The sequence below is a fragment of the Microbacterium sp. M28 genome, from assembly GCF_025836995.1.
Lineage (GTDB): Bacteria > Actinomycetota > Actinomycetes > Actinomycetales > Microbacteriaceae > Microbacterium.
The window spans coordinates 1067960-1089405 of record NZ_CP107546.1 but is presented as its reverse complement, the minus strand read 5'-3'; the positions used below and the strand labels follow the sequence as shown (position 1 = coordinate 1089405).

The 21446-nt window shown below is 70.3% G+C and carries 15 protein-coding genes and 2 tRNA genes; 5 read left to right on the top strand and 12 right to left on the bottom strand.

Features of this window, described 5'->3' with window-relative positions:
* Positions 1-13: 13 nt before the first annotated feature.
* The 4 genes from OED01_RS05400 to OED01_RS05385 are packed head-to-tail and all read right to left on the bottom strand — an operon-like array spanning position 14 to position 3889.
* Positions 14-1135 carry a 5-(carboxyamino)imidazole ribonucleotide synthase gene (locus OED01_RS05400; RefSeq protein ID WP_264157353.1) on the bottom strand — a complete coding sequence of 374 codons (1122 nt, stop codon included), beginning with the start codon at positions 1133-1135 and terminating at the stop codon, positions 14-16.
* Positions 1136-1195: 60 nt separating this feature from the next.
* Positions 1196-1750: a PH domain-containing protein gene (locus OED01_RS05395; protein ID WP_264157352.1), complete on the bottom strand. Its 555-nt coding sequence runs from the start codon at positions 1748-1750 to the stop codon at positions 1196-1198.
* Positions 1751-1800: 50 nt separating this feature from the next.
* Positions 1801-2604: a biotin--[acetyl-CoA-carboxylase] ligase gene (locus OED01_RS05390; RefSeq protein ID WP_264157351.1), complete on the bottom strand. Its 804-nt coding sequence runs from the start codon at positions 2602-2604 to the stop codon at positions 1801-1803.
* 1 nt (position 2605) lies between these two features.
* Positions 2606-3889 (bottom strand): CDP-glycerol glycerophosphotransferase family protein, encoded by a 1284-nt coding sequence (locus OED01_RS05385; protein ID WP_264157350.1) that lies wholly within the window; start codon positions 3887-3889, stop codon positions 2606-2608.
* 98 nt (positions 3890-3987) lie between these two features.
* Here OED01_RS05385 and OED01_RS05380 point away from each other — a divergent pair, with 98 nt between their 5' ends.
* Positions 3988-5007 (top strand): glycosyltransferase family 2 protein, encoded by a 1020-nt coding sequence (locus OED01_RS05380; RefSeq protein ID WP_264157918.1) that lies wholly within the window; start codon positions 3988-3990, stop codon positions 5005-5007.
* Between the two features lie 6 nt (positions 5008-5013).
* Here the strand turns inward: OED01_RS05380 and OED01_RS05375 are convergent, their stop codons facing one another.
* The 3 genes from OED01_RS05375 to OED01_RS05365 all read right to left on the bottom strand — a co-directional run bounded on the left by OED01_RS05375 (position 5014) and on the right by OED01_RS05365 (position 9292).
* A complete protein-coding gene (locus OED01_RS05375; protein ID WP_264157349.1) occupies positions 5014-6450 on the bottom strand; it encodes a CDP-glycerol glycerophosphotransferase family protein in 1437 nt (478 codons plus the stop codon).
* Positions 6447-7718 (bottom strand): CDP-glycerol glycerophosphotransferase family protein, encoded by a 1272-nt coding sequence (locus tag OED01_RS05370; protein ID WP_264157348.1) that lies wholly within the window; start codon positions 7716-7718, stop codon positions 6447-6449. The genes OED01_RS05375 and OED01_RS05370 overlap by 4 nt, the downstream gene beginning before the upstream one ends.
* Before the next feature lie 62 nt (positions 7719-7780).
* Entirely contained in the window at positions 7781-9292 is a 1512-nt protein-coding gene (locus OED01_RS05365; protein WP_264157347.1) for a S1C family serine protease, read from the bottom strand.
* 100 nt (positions 9293-9392) lie between these two features.
* Here OED01_RS05365 and OED01_RS05360 point away from each other — a divergent pair, with 100 nt between their 5' ends.
* Complete coding sequence (locus OED01_RS05360; protein WP_264157346.1) at positions 9393-10592, top strand: aminotransferase class I/II-fold pyridoxal phosphate-dependent enzyme; 1200 nt, start codon at positions 9393-9395, stop codon at positions 10590-10592.
* 167 nt (positions 10593-10759) lie between these two features.
* Here the strand turns inward: OED01_RS05360 and OED01_RS05355 are convergent, their stop codons facing one another.
* Complete coding sequence (locus OED01_RS05355; RefSeq protein ID WP_264157345.1) at positions 10760-11554, bottom strand: carbon-nitrogen hydrolase family protein; 795 nt, start codon at positions 11552-11554, stop codon at positions 10760-10762.
* 71 nt (positions 11555-11625) lie between these two features.
* Here OED01_RS05355 and OED01_RS05350 point away from each other — a divergent pair.
* Both OED01_RS05350 and OED01_RS05345 read left to right on the top strand, forming a co-directional pair.
* A tRNA-Met gene (locus OED01_RS05350) sits at positions 11626-11699 on the top strand.
* A gap of 141 nt (positions 11700-11840) precedes the next feature.
* Positions 11841-11917 (top strand) — tRNA-Met (locus OED01_RS05345).
* Positions 11918-12427: 510 nt separating this feature from the next.
* Here the strand turns inward: OED01_RS05345 and OED01_RS05340 are convergent.
* Both OED01_RS05340 and OED01_RS05335 read right to left on the bottom strand, forming a co-directional pair.
* Positions 12428-15364, bottom strand: a complete 2937-nt coding sequence (locus tag OED01_RS05340; RefSeq protein ID WP_264157344.1) for a UPF0182 family membrane protein — start codon at positions 15362-15364, stop codon at positions 12428-12430.
* Between the two features lie 62 nt (positions 15365-15426).
* Positions 15427-16527 (bottom strand): YlbL family protein, encoded by a 1101-nt coding sequence (locus tag OED01_RS05335; protein WP_264157343.1) that lies wholly within the window; start codon positions 16525-16527, stop codon positions 15427-15429.
* Between the two features lie 120 nt (positions 16528-16647).
* On the opposite strand from OED01_RS05335, the gene OED01_RS05330 reads away from it, so the two are divergent.
* Entirely contained in the window at positions 16648-18048 is a 1401-nt protein-coding gene (locus OED01_RS05330; protein ID WP_264157342.1) for a zinc-dependent metalloprotease, read from the top strand.
* 797 nt (positions 18049-18845) lie between these two features.
* Here the strand turns inward: OED01_RS05330 and OED01_RS05325 are convergent.
* The gene (locus OED01_RS05325; protein ID WP_264157341.1) at positions 18846-20567 is read right to left on the bottom strand and encodes an ATP-dependent helicase; all 1722 of its coding nucleotides are present in this window, start codon (positions 20565-20567) and stop codon (positions 18846-18848) included.
* A complete protein-coding gene (gene nudC, locus OED01_RS05320) occupies positions 20564-21442 on the bottom strand; it encodes an NAD(+) diphosphatase (RefSeq protein ID WP_264157340.1) in 879 nt (292 codons plus the stop codon). The genes OED01_RS05325 and nudC overlap by 4 nt, the downstream gene beginning before the upstream one ends.
* Positions 21443-21446: the final 4 nt, after the last annotated feature.

Genomic DNA, 21446 nt, shown 5'->3' with positions numbered 1-21446 from the left:
CGCCGTCAGGACATCAACGGAAGTGATCCGCCGCCGCCCTGGCGATGAACACGACATCGTCGAGATCATCCCCCGTCGCGTTGACGTGACCCACCTTGCGTCCGGGTCGAGGCGCCTTGCCGTAGGTGTGGATCTTCGCCGCCGGCTGATCGGCCATGGCGTCCGCGAACCGGGCATCCAGCGAGCCCTCCTGCGGCCCGCCGAGGATGTTGATCATCACCGACCACGGCGCCCGCGGCGTCGTCTCCCCCAGCGGCAGGTCGGCCACCGCGCGGAGGTGCTGCTCGAACTGCGACGTGACCGAACCGTCCTGGCTCCAGTGGCCGCTGTTGTGCGGACGCATCGCGAGCTCGTTCACGAGAATGCGCTCGTCATCCGTCTCGAACAGCTCGACCGCGAGCATGCCCGTGACGCCGAGCCCCTCGGCGATGCTGCGGCCGATGCCCTCGGCCACCTGGACCAGGCGCGGGGTCGTGCCGGGCGCGGGGGCGAAGACCTCCGCGCAGACGCCGTCGCGCTGCACCGTCTCCACGACCGGATACGCGACCGTCTCCCCGCTGGGTCGCCGCGCGACCTGCTGCGCGAGCTCGCGGACGAAGGACACCAGCTCCTCGACCAGCAGCGCGCCGCCGTCGAGCGCATCGAACCAGTCGGCGGCCTCTGCGGCATCCGACACGACGCGCACGCCTTTGCCGTCGTACCCGCCGCGCGGTGTCTTCACGACAGCCCGACCACCGTGGTCGTCGATGAAGGCCTGCAACTCCGCCGGTGTGGAGACCGACGCCCAGTCGGGCTGCGGCACACCGAGCTCGGCGAGCCGGGCGCGCATATCCAGCTTGTCCTGCGCGTACCGCAGCGCATCCGGCCCCGGGTGGACGGCCACGCCGTCGTCGACCAGCGCGCGCAGTACCTCCTGCGGGACGTGCTCGTGATCGAAGGTGATGACGTCGACGTCCGCCGCGAAGCTGCGGACCGTGTCGAGATCGCGGTAGTCACCGACCGCGGTGGCCGCCAGCTGCGCCGACATCCCCTCATCCTCCGCCAGCACCCGCAGTTCGAGCCCCAGCTCGACCGCGGGGGCGATCATCATCCGGGCCAGCTGGCCGCCGCCGATCACACCCACACGCAACGCCATTCGCGCTCTCCGTTCGTCGAGGACCATTCTTCCGCATCCGGAGCCCCGGCGCGGGATGCCTCAGACCGACGGGCCGGTGTCGGATGCGGACTGCGCGTCACGATGCGCGAGGATCTGGTTCACCTCGATCTGATCGACCAGTGTCTCGTGCACCAGCGTGACGGTCGGCACATCCGCCAGGCGCAGCGAGGTATCGACGCCGTTGGACAGTGTGATCGTCCCCGCTCCCCACATCCGCTGCAGGATGCCGCGGCGCACCGCGATCGTATAACCCCGCACATGCGTCATCTCCCGGCGGTGGCGCGACCCGAGCCCGGACTTCACGATCACGCGGCGGGTGGTGATCACGTACGTCCGGGAGAGCCAGACGACATACGGGATCACGACACCGAGCAGGAGCACGCCGCCGGCGGCCGACAGCAGCATCCAGTTCTCGAAACCTGCCGGCAGGTTGTCGTAGAAGTACGCCGTCGCCCCGAAGACCGCGATCAGCAGCACCGCCGACCAGGCGAGCCGCCTGGCATGACCCCGGAAGCGCGCGATGAGCAGCTCCTCGCTGAGCGCCCCTGGCGGCGGCATCATGGGCCGACCGCCGAGCGTCACTGGCTGCGTCATGCCTCCATTGTGACCGAGGCGGGCGACATCACGGGACTCTCGACGGCGTGTCAGTGCGAGGGGCGATCTCCCGAGAGACGCGCGTGCACGACGTCACCGGCGGCGACGGCTCGCCGTTCGCCGTCGGAGTCGACGATGAGCCGGCCATCGGCGGCGAGACCGACGGCGGTGCCGCGCAGGACGCTCCCGTCCGGCAGCGACACCTCGACAGGACGGCCGAGGCTCAGGCAGCGCGCCTCCATCGCGACGCGCAGCCCCGCGGAGTCGGCATCCCCTGCGGCGACCAGGTTCACCAGAGCCTGATCGAGACCGACGACGAAATCGGCAGCGATCCGGTCGAAGTCGGCGACCGCGCCGAGCGCGGCGAAGGACGTCGCCGTCTCGACCGGCAGCTGCTCGGACGTCATGGCGGTGTTCACTCCGGCGCCGACGATGACCGCGCCGTCCGCGCCCTCCGCGAGGATGCCGCAGATCTTGCGGCCGTCGACGAGCACGTCGTTGGGCCACTTCACCCCGACCTCGTGATCCGGGAGCTGGGCGGCCACGGCATCCGCCATCGCCATACCAGCCGCCAGCGGGATCCAGCCGTACGAGTCGGCGGCGGGAAGGTCGCGCAGGAGCACCGAGATCGCGAGCGCCGAGCCGGCAGGCGTGGTCCAGGTGCGATCCAAGCGGCCGCGACCGGCCGTCTGGTGGGTCGTGAGAAGGACCGTCAGGTGCGCGGCATCCGCCATCTGCCCGCGCAGCTGAGCGTTCGTCGAGGGCGACTGCGCCACGACGACCAGCCGTGCGGCGACCGCGGCGGTTCGCGGGTAGTCGTCGGTCGCCCCGGAGCGCTCACCCTCGGTCGCCATGTCAGTCCTCGCCGTCCTTGGCTTCCTCGTCGTCGTCGTCCTCGTCCCCGGGCACCGCCCCGACCTCCGCGGCGCGCCAGTGGTCCCACTGCCCCATCAGGCGTTCGATCGCCGCGTGGAACTTCGCGGTCGCGACGCCGGGCGTCGTGTCGCCGAAGTAGTGCTGGACCCACATGTGCAGCTTCGTGGTCGCCGCCTCATCGACGCGGACGCGCTCGACCTCGGCGACGATGTCGTACGATCCGTCGACGGTGAGCCACTCGCAGTCGGAGAGGTAGCCTCGCGTGTCGACGGACGCGCGCTCGTCGGCCGGACGTGTGATCAGCAGCGGCTTGCCCGCCGCGAGCCTGTCGTAGACCATGGCGGAGATGTCGACGATCGCGACGTCGGCGGAGGCGAGCTGCCAGCCCAGCTCCGGCCCGTCGTCGTAGATGTGGTGCGCGCCGGAGTCGGCGGCGTTCGCGGTCTCGATCGCGGACAGGATGCGGCGGTGCGCCGCCCCGTACTCGTCGTCGACCACGCCGCTGCGGGGATGCGGGCGGTAGATCACGCGGTGGGCGCGGGTGGCGAGGAGCTTCTTCACGAGCGTCTCGCCGTGGGTCGCGATCGACCCGTAGTGCGCGCTCGGGCGGTCGCCCTCCCACGTCGGCGCGTACAGCACGACCGTGCGATCATCCGGCGTGTACGGCAGCGTCCCGGAGTAGTGATCGGCCTGCGGACGACCGATCTCGATGGTGCGGCGGTCGATGTCGTAGTCCCACAGCGTGCGCGAGAGCCGATCCCTGGCCGCCTGACCCGCCACCAGGGCGTAGTCGTACGCCTTGTACTGGTTCGTGGTCATGTACATCTTGTCGGACTCGCCGTGGTTGATGAACACGTGCCAGCGCCGCCCGTAGCGGAACATCTGGAAGTTGCGGGTGTTCTGGTTCACGTACAGCACGACGCGGATGTCCTGCTCGGCGATGAAGCGCTCGAGGTCGCGCACCTTCGGGACGAACGCGACCGGCGGAGCGTCCTCGTCGAGGAGCTTCTCCGCACCGGTGGCGCTGCGCGAGAGCACGACCACGGGCCACAGCTTCGACAGCTCGGCGAGCGGGCGGTACCACTGCCGCATCTGGTACATGTTGACCGCGCCGTCGGCGAAGTACACGGCGATCCGGTAGTGATCGCGCGGGTGCGGCGGCAACGCGGACAGCCGGCGACGCACCCGCTGCACAGCGGATCGCGAGGCCAGCGCGCGCCGGAGCAGCCGGTACGCCTTCTTTCCATCGGACACGAGTCTCACCTGTCAAGAGTACCCAGGCACCCCACCCTGGCCCGTGACATGATCGGGGGGTGCCCGACAACGAAACGACAACACCTGCGTCCGGTGTCACGTTCGTCATGCCCGTGCTGAACGAGCGCAACTACCTTCAGCACGCGGTGGAGTCCGTCCTGTCGCAGCAGGTCGCCGGCGAGGCGGAGCTCGTCCTCGCCCTCGGCCCTTCGACCGACGGGACGACCGAACTCGCCAGGGAGCTGGCCGCCGCCGACGATCGCATCCGTCTCGTGGACAACCCGGATGCCGACATCCCCGTCGGGCTCAACGCGGCGATCCGGGCCGGCCGCTACGACACGATCGTCCGGGTGGACGCGCACTCCGAGCTCTCGCCGGGCTACGCCGCCCGCGCGCTGGAGACGCTCGAGCGCACCGGAGCCGCCAACGTCGGCGGCGTCATGCACGCCGACGGACGCACCCCCTTCCAGAAGGCCGCCGCCTGGGCGTACAACTCCCCGATCGGCCTGGGCGGTGGCGCCTATCACGGCGGCGCCCGCGAGGGAGAGGCCGAATCGGCGTACCTCGGCGTGATGCGGCGCAGCGTGCTCGACGAGGTCGGTCTGTTCGACGAGACCATCCGGCGCGGCGAGGACTGGGAGCTCAACCTGCGGATCCGCCAGGCCGGCCACCTGGTCTGGTTCGATCCAGCACTGTCCGTCACGTACTGGCCGCGTGAGAGCTGGCTGCGACTGGCCAGGCAGTTCCGGGCGACCGGCGCCTGGCGCGGCGAGCTCGTTCGGCGGTACGGCCGGCGAAACGGGCTGCGCTACTTCGCACCCCCTGCACTGCTGGCGAACCTCATCGCCGCCGTGCTCGTCGGCGTGCTCCAGCTCACCGGCGTGATCTCCGGCATCCCGTCCCTGATCGCCTCTCTCGTCTACCTGCCGCTGGTCGCCTACGCGATCCTGGTGATCGCGATGGCGCTGACGCCGGGGCGCACCTTCCGCGAACGCCTGTGGACGCTGGCGGTGCTGCCGACGATGCACCTGGCCTGGGGCTGGGGGTTCCTGGGTGGAGTGCTGCGCGGCGCCAGGGACACCGTGGATGCCTCCCGGCTGGGCACGCGCAACACCCCGCTGCCGTAACGGTCGTCAGGCGTCCACGAGGCCGAGGTCGAGGATGCGCGACACCACGCGCTCGGCCGCATGCCCGTCATCGCGGGCATTGAACTGGCGGCGCCACGCGGCGTAGCGCTCGGCGAACCGCTCGGTTCGGGAAGGATCGGCGAGCGAGGAGACGAGCTCGTCCTGCGTACGCAGCAGCGGACCAGGTGCCCGAGCGGCGAGATCGAAGTAGAAGCCGCGAAGGCGACCCCGGTAATGATCCAGGTCGGGCACCAGGAAGTGCATGGGCTTTCCCGTCACGCTGAAATCGAACATCACGGACGAGTAGTCGGTGATCAGCTCGTCCGCGATCAGCAGCAGTTCGGCGGTCTGCGGATAGCCGGTGACGTCGATCACCCGTGCGCCGTCCTGGTCTCGACCGGGCTTGAGCGTACGGGAGTGCCCGCGGACGAGCACGACCGCGTCCGCGTCGCGCGCCAGCTGCTCCGGGTCGACGAAATCGACGATCTCGGTGCGGTCGTCGCGCCAGGTCGGGGCGTACAGCAGCACCCGTTCGTCCGGTCGGATGCCGAGGGCGGCGCGCCGCGCGGCGGCATCGCCGGTCACGAGCACGTCGTTGCGCGGATACCCCTCGACCCAGATCGGTTTGCCGAAGAACGCGTACGCCTTGGCGAGGATGCGCTCCGCGTACCGGTTCTGCGCGAGCAGGATGTCCCAGCGTCTGGACTCCTTGACGACGGCGGCCATCCGGCGAGGATCAAAACCCGGCCGGTGCAGCGCGAGCCGCTTGAGCGGCGTGCCGTGCCACGTCTGCAGCACGCGCTGACCGCTCTTGCGGACGAAGCGCCGCCGCAGCCAGTCGTTGACCACGAGCAGGCGTGCCGATGCCCGCGCCCGCCACCACTCCGGACTCCCCTCGACGACCGCGATCGCCCCGTCCGGGACCGCGACGGACAGATCGGTCACGCTCCAATAGCGGGTGATGCCCGGTGCCCGAGCGGCCAGTTCGCGATCGATCGCCCGCGGGTTGCAGCCGGCGCTCTGTCCGTAGAAGCTCTCGAAGAACACGGCGTTCTCGGTGCCGCCCGGCTGCGCCGCATAGCGCTCCTCGAGCGTCCGCTGCCCCTCGGGCGAGAGGTGCACGGCGTCCAGAGGCGGGTCGATCGTGACCATCGCGCCTGCCACGGCGATGCCGAGGCCGGCCAGCACACGGCGCTCCACCGACGCGCCGGTCAGGTCGATGCCGTCGATCCGCAGCGCATACACGCCGGACGGCAGCGGGAGCTCGGGGCCGCCGAAACGGGCGAGGTGCAGCGGGAAGACCGCGCTCCAGCGCCCCGCCTCGTCGGTCGGCTCGGCAGTGACGCGCGCGCGGGCGCCCTCCAGGACAGCGGAGACGGGTCGTGCGCCGTCGCCCGTGACGATGAGCGCGCAGCGCACCTCATCGATCTCGGCGGTGGTCATGGATGCTCTCCCTCTGTCGCGGCCCGTCCTGGTGCCCGCACTCCCCTGGCGCGGATCGCCCGGTAGACCCGGTCGGTGTTGTGCCCGTCGCGGTGGGCGTGCATGCGGGCGCTGAGCGCCGCCGATCGGCTCGCGCGGGCGGCGTAGGCGTCCTCGTCGGCGAGCAGAGCATCCAGCTGGGCGAGCACATCGTCCCAGTCCGTGGCCTCGTCGCCGCCGGTGACCTCGTCCAGACGGCCGTAGAACCCGCGGCTGCGCGCATACTCGGCGGTATCCGGTGCCAGATGGACGACAGGCATGGCCAGCAGGCCCACGTCGTACGCCAGGGATGAGTAATCGGTCACGAGCACGTCGATCGCAGGCAGCGCGCCCGTTGCGTCGGCGAGCGTCGCCGCCCCCAGCATCCGGACGCGCTCGGTCGGCAACGGGGGCGCGTAGGCGCCCTCGCCCATCGGATGCGAGCGCACCAGCAGCACGGCGCCGCGACGTTCGAGCAGGGCGATGATGCGCACCCACTCCGCGGCGGTCGGAACGGCGGGATCCGGCGCGCCGTCGCGCCAGGTCGGCGCGTAGAGGATCGCTCTGGCACCGACGGGGATGTCGACGCCGGCGGAGCCGAGGATTGCGGATGCCGCGGCGCGGCGCTCGGCGACCGTTCCGGTCGAGAGCACGTCGACCCTGGGCTCGCCGGTGACGACGACGCGGTCGTCGCCGAGTCCGAACGCCGACTCGAGGCGGCCCCTGGCGCGATCCGATGCCGCGGGGAGGACGTCGATCCGCTGCGCGGACGAACGGTAGAGGTACCGGATGAGTCTGCGCAGCACCGCGGCTCCGGGGACGGGCGGCACCTGCGTGGTGGCCGGCGAGTCGAGCCCGATGCGCTTGAGCGGGATGCCGTGCCACAGCTGCACCGTGAACGCGCCGGCTCCGCCGTAGCGGTTGACGTCGCCGAAGCCGTGGGTGATCACGACGACGCCGGCTCTGGCCGTGGCCCACCATCCGGCGAGGCTCTGCTTGCGAACGGTGCGGATGCCGAGGGCTGCTGCGTCGCGGTCCTCGCGGGCGGATGAGGTGAGCCAGACCGTGTCGTGGCCGGCATCCGACGCCACCCGCCAGAGGGCGAGCGCTCCGTCGCCGATTCCGGCACCGCAGCCGAAGACCCAGCGCGATCCGCGAGGAATCAGAAGGGAGGCGATGCGTCCCGCGGCATACAGCGGGATGCGCAGGAGCTTCGCCGCATTGCCGGTGCCGAAAGAGAAGGACGCCACCCCGCGAGCCTATCGCGCGGGGTGGCGTCCTTCGTGTGAGCCGGGGCCGGCCGGCGCTGCGGTCAGAGCGAGAGCTCGCCGAGTTCGGCCTCGATCTCGAAGGTCTCCCCGTCCCTGACGTACGTCAGCTTCGCGGTGCTGCCCGCGGCGGCCGCGCGGACCTGAGCGGTCAGATCGCTGGCGCCCGAGATCGGCGCGCCGTTGAACTCGGTGACGATGTCGCCCTCGCGCAGACCGGCCTTCTCGGCGGCGCCGCCGTCGGTGACGCCGGCGATGTAGGCGCCGGCGATCTCGGCATCCTCGGAGCCTGCGGCATCGCTGACCGAAGCCCCGAGCAGACCGTGCGTGGCCGCACCGTCCTCGATGAGTTCATCCGCGATGCGCTCTGCGACGTTCGACGGGATCGCGAAGCCCACACCGATCGAGCCGGACTCCTGCGAGCTGGATGCGGTGGCGATCGCGACGTTGATCCCGATGAGCTTGCCTTCGCCGTCCACGAGCGCCCCGCCCGAATTGCCCGGGTTGATGGCGGCGTCGGTCTGGAGGACCGCGATCGAGATCGTGCCGTTGGACGCGGGTTGCTGCTGCTCGAGTCCGGGGATGTCGAACTGGAACGGTCCGCCCTCTTCGCCTTCGCCCTCGCCCTCGGGGCTGTCCTGCTCCGCGCTGTCGGGCAGCGCCGAGGAGGCGATCTCGATGCTGCGGTTGAGCGACGAGATGATGCCGGTGGTGACCGAGTTGGCAAGTCCCAGCGGGGCGCCGACCGCCACGGCGGTGGCGCCGACGTTCACCTCGGAGGAATCGGCGAACTCGATCGGGGTGAGCCCTTCCGCGTCGGTGAGTTTGATCACCGCGAGGTCGTAGATGGGGTCGGTGCCGACGATCGTCGCCGCATAGATGTGGCCGTCCGAGGTGGTCACGCGGATCGTCGGATCGGCGACCGCACCACCCAGCGTGGCGACGTGGGCGTTGGTCAGCACGTAGCCGTCCTCGCTGAGGATGACGCCGGAGCCGCTGCCCGCCTCGTTCGTCCCCTGCACCGAGATCGTGACGACCGACGGCAGCACCTTGCTGGCGACGGCCGTGGCCTCGTTGACGTCATCCGGGTTGTTCACCGTGACGGTGCCCGGCCCCTGGGCCGTGCCGCTGACGGGCTGCTGCCACATCGTCGAACCGAGGTAGCTGGATCCGAGGCCGGCTGCGCCGCCGACGAGGGCTGCGGCGACGATGATCGCCGCGACTTTGCCCGCGCCCAGGCTCTTGCGCTCCTTCGCCGCGTCCGCGGTCACCGGGGCGGTGGCGCCCAGCGGGACCGTGGGCTGGTCGGCCGGGTACGCGCCGGGTTTGGTGGGGTCGGACGGAACTGCGCCGTGGCCGAACGCGGCGCCGTGCGGTGCCACGGGCGGGACGACGCCGTTCGCCTGGCCGGTGGCCTGCGGCTGCGAGGAGGTCCAGGCGGGCGACGCGAACGTCCGCGGGACCTCGTGCCCGGTCGGAGCCGCGGGGCTCGACGCGGCCGCGCTGCTCGCGGCATCGGGCGCGGACCCGGCGGTAGGGGCGTTCTCTTCGTTCATGGTCTCTGCTCCTTCAACAAGGTTCCTTCAGACTGCCCGCCGAGTCTGTGTGTTCCTTATGCCTGAGATGAGTGTCGCTTATGGCCTTAGCCTGTTCTCCATGAGAGACGTTTCCGGCGCATGGCGCCGCACGGCCGCCGGCGCCGGCCTGCTCTCGCCGTCCGGCGAGGTGGCCCCGACCATCTTCGCAGAGATGTCGGCGGCCGCGGCGAGAACAGGGGCCATCAATCTCGGCCAGGGCTTCCCCGACGAGGACGGCCCCGCCGAGGTCCTCAAGGCAGCCCGCGAGGCGATCGCGACCGGCGCGAACCAGTACCCGCCCGGCCGCGGCATCCCGGATCTGCTGGCGGCGATCGCGGAACATCAGCAGCGGTTCTACGGGCTCGATGTCGACCCGCAGCGCGAGGTCATCGTGACCGCCGGCGCCACCGAGGCGCTCACGGCGACGCTGCTCGCACTGATCGGATCCCCCGACGACGAGGTCGTGGTCTTCGAGCCCTATTACGACTCGTACGCCGCGGCGGTCGCGCTGGCCGGTGCGCGGCTGCGGACGGTTCGGCTGCGCCTCCCGGACTTCCAGCCCGATCTGGATGCGCTCGCGGACGCCGTGACCGACCGGACCCGCATCATCCTGGTCAACGATCCGCACAACCCGACCGGTGCGGTGTTCGGTTCCGAGGTGCAGGCCGAGATCGTCCGGCTCGCCCAGAAGCACGATGCGGTGATCGTCACGGACGAGGTGTACGAGCACCTGGTGTTCGATGACGTGCACCGCCCGATCGCGACGCTCCCCGGTGCTGCGGAGCGGACGCTCACCATCTCGTCCGCAGGTAAGACCTTCTCCGTGACGGGGTGGAAGATCGGCTGGGTGCACGGTCCGGCCGACCTCATCACAGCGGTGCTGACCGTGAAGCAGTTCCTCACCTACGTGAACGGCGCGCCGTTCCAGCCGGCTGTGGCGGTCGGACTCCGCCTGTCCGATGCGTTCTTCACCGGCGCCGCACGGATCATGCAGGAAAAGCAGGCGCTGCTCGCACGCGGCCTGGAGCGGGCCGGGTTCGAAGTGATCTCGCCGCGGGGCGGGTACTTCACGGTCGCGGATGCGGCGGCCCTCGGCGGCACGGACAGTGCGGCGTTCTGCCGCGCCCTGCCGGAGCGGGCCGGTGTCGTCGCCATCCCGCTCAGCGCATTCGTGTCGCGGGACCACGCCGGCGACTACACAGGGTTGGTGCGCTTCGCGGCATGCAAGCGCGTCGACGTGCTCGACGAGGCGCTGCGACGCCTCGAAGCCGCGTTCTGACCCATGCGACGCGCGCGTGTCCGCGGGCAGAGAGGTCACGAATTGCCGCCTCACGACGCGCGACGCGGCGATTCGCGAGTTCTCCGTGCCCGGCGTTCCACACGAGGGGCCGGAGACGGCCGTCTCAGCAAGCGCGCGGCGACCGGACGCGACCCCTCCGCCCTGCGTCAGCGCGGGACGACGGCGTAGCGCCGCAGCCGCAGCACCGGATTGACGGCGCGGACGCGCTCGATCTCCGAGCTGTCGAGCCCGGCGAGCGCGATCCCCTCGCCGCTCGCGAGCCCTGCGAGCACCACGCCCTGCGGATCGATGATCTGGGAACGGCCGATGCCGATCGGCGCCGGGTGGTCGGCGGCGACGACGAAGGTGGTGTTCTCGATGGCACGCGCCGCGAGCAGCGTCGTCCAGTGGTGCTCCTTGAGCGGCCCGCGCACCCACTCGGCCGGGACGACGAGCACATCGGCGCCGGCATCCACGAGGGTGCGCGCGACCTCGGGGAACCGCAGGTCGTAACAGGTCATGAGACCGAAGCGCAGGCCCTCGATCGCGAACGTCTCGGCGCGGCCGAGCTCACCGGGGGCGATCCAGTCTGATTCGGTCTGCCCGAACGCGTCGTAGAGATGCTGCTTCCGGTACGTCGCCTGCAGGCCCTCGGCGTCCACGGCAACGAGGGTGTTGGCGACCTTGTCCCCCGCGGCCTCCACGAGACCTGCGACGATCGTGACGCCGTGTGCGGATGCCGTGCCCTGCAGCTCCTGCACGAACTCGCCGTCCAGGGCTTCGGCGTTCTCGGCGAGGGTTGCGTCCAGGGGGTGGACGAAGTAGCTCGCGTACTCCGGGAAGACCACGAGTGCCGCGCCGCGTGCTGCGGCGCCAGCGCTCAGCTCAGCGATGCGCGCGCGGTTGTCGGCTCGGTCGGCGGACGGGGCGAACTGGCAGACGGCGACGAGAACCTGGGGCATGCTCCCATCCTCGCCCACTCCGCCCTCGATGTGACGGAAGGGACGATCCGTGCTAGAGTAAATTCTTGTGCCGCGGGGTGGAGCAGTTCGGTAGCTCGCCGGGCTCATAACCCGGAGGTCGCAGGTTCAAATCCTGTCCCCGCAACGAGAATGCGACACAAGAAAGGCCCCTGATCAGGAGAAATCCGGATCAGGGGCCTTTTGCTTCGCCCACCAGGATCCGACACGCCCGCTTCCCGTTCGCTTTCGCGGCCGCAGACGCACGACGGTAGGCTGACAGATGTGACGCGGGGTGGAGCAGTTCGGTAGCTCGCCGGGCTCATAACCCGGAGGTCGCAGGTTCAAATCCTGTCCCCGCAACCAAAACGACGAAGTCCCGGCCCCCTAGGGCCGGGACGTCGTCGTTTTGGTTGCGGGACGTGGTGAGAGCAACTCGGTCCCGCGGCGCCCGAGGCTCCGCGCGACGCGCCAGCGGCGCGTGGAGTGGCGCCGTGGCCAAATCCTGGTGACCTTTCAGGCGGCCGGCGGAGCCGGTAGCCCTCCCAACGCTTCCCGACGCCCTTAACGCCTCGCGCGCAGCGCGGGCCCCTTTCCCAACGCCTCGCGCGCAGCGCGGGCCCCCTTCCCAACGCCTCGCGCGCAGCGCGGGCCCCCTTCCCAACGCCTCGCGCGCAGCGCGGGCCCCCTTCCCAACGCCTCGCGCGCAGCGCGGGCCCCCTTCCCCACGTCTCCCCACGCCTCCCGCGCCAGCGCTCTTCACCGCTGCCCCGCCCCCGTCCTCACCCAACGAACGAAGGGAACACAGAGAGGGCGCCCCCGAAGGGACGCCCTCTCTCGTTCCGACCTCGCGCGGCTGCTCGCCGCCGGTCGCGGCTACTCGCCGCCGGTCTCCTGCGCTTCCAGTTCGAGAAGCGTGTTGACCGCTGCGGTCAGCCGGTCATCCGCTTCGGCGAATGCGGTGAGGTCACCGGCCTTCAGGGCGGCATCCCGGTCGAGCATGGCCTGCTGGGCGTCCGCGAGAGCGGCGGCCCGTGCATCCGCATCCGTGCCGGTGCCGGGGGTTTCGCCGGTGTCCGGATCGGTCGGCTCTGCCGGTTCGGTGGGTTCACCGGTCTCCGGGTCGACCGGGTCGACCTCCTCATCGCCGCCGTCCGCGCCGGCGTCTCCGCCGAACAGGGCGTCGAGCGCTTCCGTGAGCGTGTCCTCGAACGCCACCTCGTCGCCGAAGGCGACCAGGACCTTGCGCAGCAGCGGAAGCTGGGTGCCGCTGGAGGACTGCACGTACACCGGCTGGACGTACAGGAATCCGCCGCCGACCGGAAGGGTCAGCAGGTTGCCGTATTTGACCTCGGATTCACCCTGCTGCAGCAGGTTGAGCTCGCGGACGACGTCGGCATCCGAGTTGAACGTGTTCTGCACCTGGCCGGGGCCGGGCACCGTCGTGTCGGTGTCGATCTCGAGCATGCGGAGCTTTCCGTAGCCCTCGCTCTTCTCCCCCGCCGTCGCCCCGGCATCCGAGTCCACCGCCAGGTAGCCCATCAGCACGTTGCGTTCCGCCGTCCCCTGGGAGGACGGGATGAACGTGGAGAACATCGAGAACGCGGCCTCGTCCTGCCCCGGCATCTTCATCGTCAGGTAGTACGGCGGCTGCAGTTCGCTCGAGTTGCGCGGGTCGTTCGGCGTCTGCCAGCGGTTGTCCTGCTGCGCGAACGAGTTCGCGTCGTCGACGTGGTAGACGCCGAGGATGTTGCGCTGCACCTTGAACAGGTCGGTCGGGTAGCGGACGTGGCTCATCAGCTCGCCGGACATCTCGCTGATCGGCTCGACCGTCGACGGGTAGATCTTCTGCCACGCCTTGAGGATCGGATCCTCGGCATCCCACGCGTACAGGGTGACGGAGCCGTCGTACGCGTCGACCGTCGCCTTGACCGAGTTGCGGATGTAGTTGATGTCGTCGAACGCGAGGCTCGGCGCGGGGTTGTTCGAGTCGGCGATCGCCTCGGTCAGGCTCACACCGGTCGAGTACGGGTAGCTCGCGCTGGTGGTGTATCCGTCCACGATCCACACGATGCGGCCGTCCACGACGCTCGGGTACGGGTCGGAGTCGACCGTCAGGTAGGGAGCCACCTTCTGCACGCGGGTGGCGGGGTCGCGGTCGTAGAGGATCTGCGACTCCGAGTTGACCAGGTCGGAGAACAGGATCTCCGCCTCCTGGAACTTCAGCGCGTACAGCAGCTTGTTGAACGTGTTGCCGACGCGGGGACCGCCGTCGCCCGAGAACGTCGTCTTCGTCTCGTTGGCGCCGTCCTCACCACGCGGGTAGTCGATCTCGACGGGGTCCGTGCCCTCGGGCGCCCCGACGATCGAGTAGTCCGGCGAGTACTCGCCGAAGTAGACACGCGGCTGGAAGTTCTCGCGGTCCGTGAGGAAGCCGGAGGACGGGATGCCGCTCTCGAGGAACACCGGTTCGCCGTCCGCGGTGCGCTGGTTTCCCGCGGCGGCGACGAGTCCGTATCCGTGCGTGTACACCGCGGTGCGGTTGTTCCAGTTGTTGCCGTCGCCGAGCTGGTTCATGTTCAGCTCGCGCACGGCGGCGACCGTGTCCTGGGACGCACCGTCGATCTCGTAGCGGTCGACGTCGAGCGTGTCCGTGAACTGGTAGTAGCCGCGGTACTGCTGCAGCTGCTGCACGGTCGGGCTGATGATGCCGGGGTCGACGATGCGGATGGATGCCGTCGTCGCGGCGTCCTCTCGCAGCTGACCGGCCTCGACGTCCGTGACGGCCTCGAAGGAGGTCGTCTCGAGATCGGCGATGCCGTACGCGGCCTTCGTGCCGTCGATGTTGCGCTGGTAGAACTCCGCCTGCAGGCTGTTCTGGTTCGGGCGCACCTGGAACGTGTCCACGACCCACGGGTAGCCGACGCCGACCACCAGCGATGCGACGATGAGCAGCGCGGTCGCCGCCAGCGGGAACCGCCAGCGTCCGATCACGGCGGTGACGAAGAAGAGCAGCGCCACGATGACCGCGAGGATCGACAGGATCGCCAGGCCGGGGATGGTCGCGTTCACGCTGGTGTACGCGGCACCGGTGATTCGATCCTCTTCGGAGATCAGCGTCTTGTAGCGGTCCAGCCACAGGCTCACCGCCTGCACGAGCAGGTACAGACCCGCCAGTACCGCCAGCTGGATCCGTGCGGGCTTGGAGATCCGCAGCTCGCGCTGACCGATCTGCACGGAACCGTAGAGGTATGACACCAGCGCCGTCACGAGCAGGCACAGCAGCAGCACGGCAGAGACGAAGGCGAGCAGGATCGAGTAGAACGGCATCGCGAACAGGTAGAACCCGGTGTCGAGACCGAACTCCTTGTCGACCGTCTTGGTGGCGACGCCGTTCAGCCACAGCATGACCGTCTGCCAGTTGCCCGCCGCGGCGAACCCGGCGAACAGACCGAAGAAGATCGGCATGCCCCACATGGCGAGCCGGCGCAGGGGTTCGATGACCTCCTGGTAGCGATCCAGCTGCGAGCTGAGCCGCACGTAGACCGGTCGCAGCCGATACGCGAGCTGGATGACCAGGAACAGCGGAACCGCCATTCCGAGGAACCCGACCACGAACATCGTCGCGGCCGCCAACCACTGCGTCGTCAGCACGTTCGCGAAGCTCAGCTGGTCGTACCAGAGGAACTCGGTGTAGAGCGAGGCGAAGACGAAGAAGGCCGCGACCAGCGCGGCGATGATCGCCAACGTGATGGCGACGATGCGTCGAGATGTGCGGGGCGTGGCCGGTGTCGGCGCTGAGGTCGTGGTCACCGTTCCATCCTAGGCATGATGCCGCGGGCCGGCGCTCCTGTCCGCTCAGCGCGGACACCGCATCAGCGGGAGGCGGCCGCCTCGGTGGTGCAGGTCGGCAGGGCGTCCAGATCGCCGCCAGCCGCGACGGCGTCCAGGATCTCGATCGACTCGTCCAACGTCGAGGTCGAGAACACCTGCAGGCCGGACGGCACATGGCCGACGACCTCGTCGCAGTTCGCAGCCGGAGCGAGGAAGAACTCGGCGCCGGCATCGCGCGCGCCGTACAGCTTCTGACGGATGCCGCCGATCGGACCGACCTCGCCGTCGGCGGTGATCGTGCCGGTGCCCGCGATGTCCTCGCCGCCGTTGAGCTCACCCTCCGTGAGCATGTCGACGATGCCGAGGGCGAACATCATTCCGGCACTCGGCCCGCCGACGTCGTCCAGTTGGATGGTCACGTCGATCGGGAAGTCGTACTGCGTGGTCAGGGTGATGCCGATCAGCCACGTGTCCACGCCGTCGGTCGTCGTCTTCTGCGGGGTCAGCTCGACCTCCGACTGCTCCCCCGAGCGCTGGATCGTGAGCGAGATCGTCTCGCCGGCGGCATCCTGGATCGCTTCGCGCAGCCGCGCACCGGATTCCACCGCGACGCCGTCGATCGCGAGGATCGCATCGCCCGGCTGCAGGATGCCGTCGGCTGCGCTGCCCTCGATGACCTCGACGACCTCGACCTGCGCCCCGGTGTCGTAACCGAGCTGGCCCAGCGCGGCGGCCGTGGCCTCGTGCTGCGAGTCGACCATCAGCACCGCGTTGCGCTCGTCGCGCTGCTCGGTCGTGACGCCCTCGGGGAACACGCTCTCGATCGGCACCACGGCCTTCGACGAATCCGTCCAGGCGAGGGCGAGCTCGAACCAGCTCGGCGTGCGCTGGCGGTTGCCGACGACCTGGACGGTCGTGAGATCGAGCGTCCCCGCCGTCTCGAACGTCTCCGCGCCGGAGATCTCGATCAGCGGCACGTCGATCCCGTCGGCGTTCTCCGCCGTGCCGAGGGTGTCGTACACCGGACCAGGCCGCTGGATCACGTACGGCGTCGGGAGGAAGGTGAGCACGATCAGGGCGACGAGGGCGACGATCAGTGCCCAGACACCCAGCCCGAGCCGGCGAGACCGGGTCTGACTCACAGAAGTACCTCCGTCGTTCGCGAGTGGCGTACAGCGATCTGCGAACAGTCGGGTCCTGCGCAGGATGCTGCAACTAGCGTAGATGCCACAGGCTACAGGCGCGCTGAGAGGGCGATCGAGATGGCAGACAACGACCCGAACCCCGAGGACTTCCAGGAGTTCCTCCGCCGGATGATGTCGAACGGCGGAGCCGATTTCGACCTCGAAGCGCTGCAGAACGCCCTCGGCGGTGCCGAGGGCATCCCGATGGATCCCGCGATGATGTCGCAGCTCATGGCGCAGCTGCAGGGCGCCTTCGGCGGCGACCCGTGGCAGAACACGCTGCGACAGGCGCTGCACATCGCCAACCGCGACGGGCTGGGCATCACCGACGGCTCCCGCTCGTCGCTGGCCGACGCGTTCGGCCTGGCGAACCTGTGGCTCGGCGAGGCCACGACCATCTCGGAGCTCGCGGACTCGCCGCGCGTGCTCACGCGCGGCGAGTGGGTCGAGCAGACTCTGCCGGTGTGGAAGGAGATCGCCGACCCGGTGTCGACGAGCATCGCCGACGCGCTGACCTCGGCGCTGGACGCCCAGGTCCCCGATGACATGCGCCAGGTCGTGCAGGGCGCCGGACGTCTGATGCGGGGCCTCGGGAGCTCGGTCTTCGCCGCACAGTTCGGTCAGGTGCTCGGCAACCTCTCGCTCGAGGTCGTCTCCGGCGGTGATGTCGGCATCCCCGTGCTGCCGGCCGGCACGGCGGCGATCATCCCGCAGAACCTGACCGCGTTCGGCGAGGGGCTGGAGATCCCCGAGGATCAGATCGCGCTGTACCTCGCGACCCGCGAACTGGCGCATGCGCGCCTCTACCGGCACGCCAAGTGGCTGCACCTGCACGTGATGAGCCAGATCACCGATTTCGCGCGCGGCGTCGAGGTCGATGTCGAAGCGCTCGAGGACGTCGCGAGCCGGCTCGACCCGTCGAACCCCGAAGAGCTGCGCGCGGCCATCGAAGGCGGCGCTCTGCTGCCGGCCCAGACGGAGGCGCAGCGCGAGTCGCTGGCGCGTCTGGAGAACGTCATCGCGATGATCGACGGCTGGGTGGACGTGGTCACGGCCGAGGCCACCTCCCGCCTGCCGGACGGCGTGCGCATCGCGGAGGCCGCTCGTCGGCGCCGTGCCGTCGGTGGCCCTGCGGAGGACGCGCTCGGCGCGCTGGTCGGCCTGAAGCTGCGTCCGCGTCGGCTGCGCGAGGCGGCCGCCATGTGGCGGGCCGTCACGGATGCCGTCGGCATCGCCGCGCGCGACAGCCTCTGGGACTACCCCGATCTCATGCCGGATGCGTCCGACATCGACGATCCGACCGCGCTGATCGCTCGGCTGCAGGCGACCGCACGCGGCGAGGAGCCGCCGGCCGACGAGTTCGATGAGGCGCTCGCACGCCTGCTGGACGGCGAGGATTTCGGTGACGGTGCGACCGATGCCGACACGACCGACGCGGACGAGGGCGAGGAGAAGGGCGACGGCGAGACGCCGGTCTGAGCACCCGCCCTGCACACCAGCGGGTGGTCGCCGACTTGTCCACTGATCCGATCCGCACGCCCATGAGCGCGGACCGGTCGAGCAGAATCGGGGCATGCCGCGTTCGTCCCCCCTCCTGACGAGGATCGCCCCCGAGTTCGCGCCGCTGTGGCGCGATGGCGACACGCTGCAATTCGGGCTCTCCGGCCGCGTGCGGATCCGTGCGGACGAGCCGTGGGTCGAGCGGCTCGTCTCGCGCCTGTGCGACGGGATCGCTCTGGCGTCGTTCGATGTGGTCGCCCACTCTCTCGGAGCGCCCCGCCGGCAGGCGCGGGCGCTGCTGGACGCACTGGCTCCCGTGCTGCACACCGACGAACCGCCCGCGCCGCCGGTGTGGGCCGAGAGCGTGAACGTCGCCGATTCGCGCGTCGGCGGTTGGATGCTGGATGCCCTCGCCGGCCTGGGTGTCGCCGAGAGCGCACGAGAGGATCCTCGTGCCGTGGGCATCGTACTGGTGCACGGCGCCGTCGCGGCCGGGCACACGAGCGGTTATCTCCGTGCTGACGCAGCCCATCTGCCGGTGTCGTTCGAGGTCGGCGGCATCAGCATCGGACCGCTCGTGATCCCCGGGGAGACGCCGTGTCTCGCCTGCCGCGACAGCCACGACCGCGACCGGGATCCGGCGTGGCCGATGCTGCACTGCCAACTGGTCGGCCGAACCGATGCACGCATCCCGCACGCGCTGGTCGCCGAGGCCGCCGGCGGCGTCGAGCGTCTGCTGCGCGCCGAGGGCGGCGAGCGCTCCGTCGTGGTGCGGCTCAACGCCGACGGGAGCCGGCAGCGGAGCGCGGTGACGTTTCACGCAGAATGCCGGTGCCGAGAGCAGTCGTTCCGATCTCCGCGAGAAAGCGTGAAGCCGAGCGCTGTCCGCGACCCGCTGCCCGCGACCAGGACAGCGTGAGAGACCGCCCGGCACGCGTGATGCCGACGTAGGCGAGTCGACGCTCCTCGTCGATGGCCTCGAAGTCGGTCGCATACGAGATCGGCAGGGCGCCCTCCGCCCACCCGGCGACGTGCACGTGCGGCCACTCCAGTCCCTTGGCGGCGTGCAGCGTCGACAGCGTGACGGTGTGCAGCATCGGCTCGTGCTGGTCCTTCGCCCTCGCCATCAACGCATCGCTGAACGTGCGAAGCGTCGTCCCCGGCGGCGCCTCCTCCGCGAGTCGCAGGAGCGCCCGTCTGGCCTCCCAGCCGTCGCGCTGCGCTCCGCCTGCGGCGGGGGGCTCGTCGGAGAGGCCGAGTTCGCGCAGCACCTTCTGGACGTTGGACAGGAAGTCCCGCTCGGTGGGGGCGACGGCCGCGCCCCGCAGCGCGAGCACGGCCTGACGCACTTCGGGCATGTCGAAGAAGCGCGTCCCGCCGAGCACCGTCGTCGGGATGCCCTCCGCGGCGAGCGCCTGCTGGATGGCCGCCGACTGCGCATGGGCCCGGTACAGCACGGCGATGTCGGACGCCGGGATGCCGGATGCGATGCGTGCGCCGATCTGCGCGGCGATGCCTGCCGCCTCCTCGGTCTCCGAGTCGTACGCGGTCACGGTCGGCGACTCCGCGGTCAGCGCCTCCCGCGCCGGGATCAGCTCGAGCGCTCCCGGCCGTCCGCGCATGAGCGCATTGGCCGCGTCGAGGATCGGCGCCTGGGACCGGTAGTTCGTCTCGAGCCGCACGACCGTGGCGTCCGGGAAGCGCCGCTCGAACTCGAGCAGGTAACGCTGGTCGGCACCGGCGAACGAGTAGATGGTCTGGCTCGCGTCGCCGACGACGCAGAGATCGCGCCGGTCCCCCAGCCACAGTTCGAGCAGGCGGTTCTGCAGCGGCGAGACGTCCTGGTACTCGTCCACGGTGAAGTGGCGGTACTGCTCGTGCACGGATGCCGCGACCCGCGTCTCGGCCTCCAGCATGCCGGCGCAGGCCAGCAGGACGTCCTCGAAGTCCAGCTGATGCCGTTCGTCCTTGAGCTGCTCGTAGCCGTGCTGCAGGTCGACCAGTTGCTCGCCGGTGATCCCGCTGACGCTGCGCCCGAGCGCGGCGTGCTGATCGATGCCGATCATGGAGACCTTGCGCCACTCGATCTCGCTCGCGACGTCCCGCAACGTGGCGCGATCGAGCCGCAGTCGCAGCGCGTCGGCCGCCTGCCCGAGCACGCGCACCTTGTTGTCGACGATCTTGGGCGCGGGCGATCCGGTCAGCGTCGGCCAGAAGAAGTTCAGCTGCGCCAGAGCGGCGGCGTGGAACGTGCGCGCGGCCACGCCGACGGCGCCGAGAGCGCGCAGCCTGCCGCGCAGCTCGCCGGCCGCCTTGGAGGTGAACGTCACCGCCATCACCCGCGAGGGCGAATAGGCACCGGTGTCCACGCCGTGCGCGATGCGGTGGGTGATGACCCGCGTCTTGCCGGTTCCGGCTCCGGCCAGTACGGCTACCGGGCCTCGGAGCACCGTGGCCGCCTGTCGCTGCCGTTCATCGAGCGCGTCGAGCGCGCTCACTTCGACTCGAACCAATCGACGATCAGTGCACGGGCGATGGACGCGGGGCCCGGCAGTCCGACGGGGCCGTCGCCGGCCAGCGCCGAGCGGATCTCGTCCCGGGTGAACCACCGGACGTCGACGATCTCCTCGCCGTCCGGGCGCGCGCTGCGGTCGGTGCCGGCGGTGGCGCGGAAGCCGAGCATCAACGAGCGCGGATACGGCCACGCCTGGGATGAGATGTAGCGGACCTCGGTCAACCGGACGCCCGCCTCCTCCTCGATCTCGCGATGCACAGTCGTCTCGAGTGACTCCCCCGCCTCGACGAATCCCGCGAAGGTCGAGTACATCCGACCCTTCCACTGCGCGTTGGCGCCCAGCAGAAGACGCTCGCCGTCCTCGCTCTGGACCGCGACGATCACGGCGGGATCGGTCCGCGGGAAATGCTCGCGTCCGCAGTCCTCGCACCAGCGCGACCAACCGCTCTGACGCACCTGCATCGCCGCTCCGCAGGTCGGGCAGAATCGGGCATCGCTCAACCAGCCGGCGAGGGTCACGGCTTCGACGAGGAGCTCGGTGTCCAGTTCGTTCAGCATCCCGCCGGTCTCGCGCAGACCCAGCCACGTCTCGGCGGGGGCGGCGTCCATCGACTCGGTCGAGGTGTCGACAACGGCCAGCAGCAGCGGTGTGCCGGAGGCCCGTCTGCCGAGCAGCGCCCACTGCGCATCGCCGACGGCGGAGGGGGCTGTCGTGACCAGCGCGCCGTCCTCGACGCGCGCGCGCCCTTCGCGCACCACGACGACCTCGACATCGTCCGACGAGCGCAGCGCATCCAGGATGCCCGGCTCATCGCGCAGGTGGGCTGCGCGATCCAGCAGGGCGCGACCGATGGTCATCGAC

Excerpts from the sequence above, each read along its gene's own strand:
- OED01_RS05400 (WP_264157353.1), bottom strand. The coding sequence starts at position 1,135 with ATGGCGTTGCGTGTGGGTGTGATCGGCGGCGGCCAGCTGGCCCGGATG.
- OED01_RS05395 (WP_264157352.1), bottom strand. The coding sequence starts at position 1,750 with ATGACGCAGCCAGTGACGCTCGGCGGTCGGCCCATGATGCCGCCGCCA.
- OED01_RS05390 (WP_264157351.1), bottom strand. The coding sequence starts at position 2,604 with ATGGCGACCGAGGGTGAGCGCTCCGGGGCGACCGACGACTACCCGCGA.
- OED01_RS05380 (WP_264157918.1), top strand. The coding sequence starts at position 3,988 with ATGCCCGTGCTGAACGAGCGCAACTACCTTCAGCACGCGGTGGAGTCC.
- OED01_RS05375 (WP_264157349.1), bottom strand. The coding sequence starts at position 6,450 with ATGACCACCGCCGAGATCGATGAGGTGCGCTGCGCGCTCATCGTCACG.
- OED01_RS05365 (WP_264157347.1), bottom strand. The coding sequence starts at position 9,292 with ATGAACGAAGAGAACGCCCCTACCGCCGGGTCCGCGCCCGATGCCGCG.
- OED01_RS05360 (WP_264157346.1), top strand. The coding sequence starts at position 9,393 with ATGAGAGACGTTTCCGGCGCATGGCGCCGCACGGCCGCCGGCGCCGGC.
- OED01_RS05355 (WP_264157345.1), bottom strand. The coding sequence starts at position 11,554 with ATGCCCCAGGTTCTCGTCGCCGTCTGCCAGTTCGCCCCGTCCGCCGAC.
- OED01_RS05330 (WP_264157342.1), top strand. The coding sequence starts at position 16,648 with ATGGCAGACAACGACCCGAACCCCGAGGACTTCCAGGAGTTCCTCCGC.
- nudC (WP_264157340.1), bottom strand. The coding sequence starts at position 21,442 with ATGACCATCGGTCGCGCCCTGCTGGATCGCGCAGCCCACCTGCGCGAT.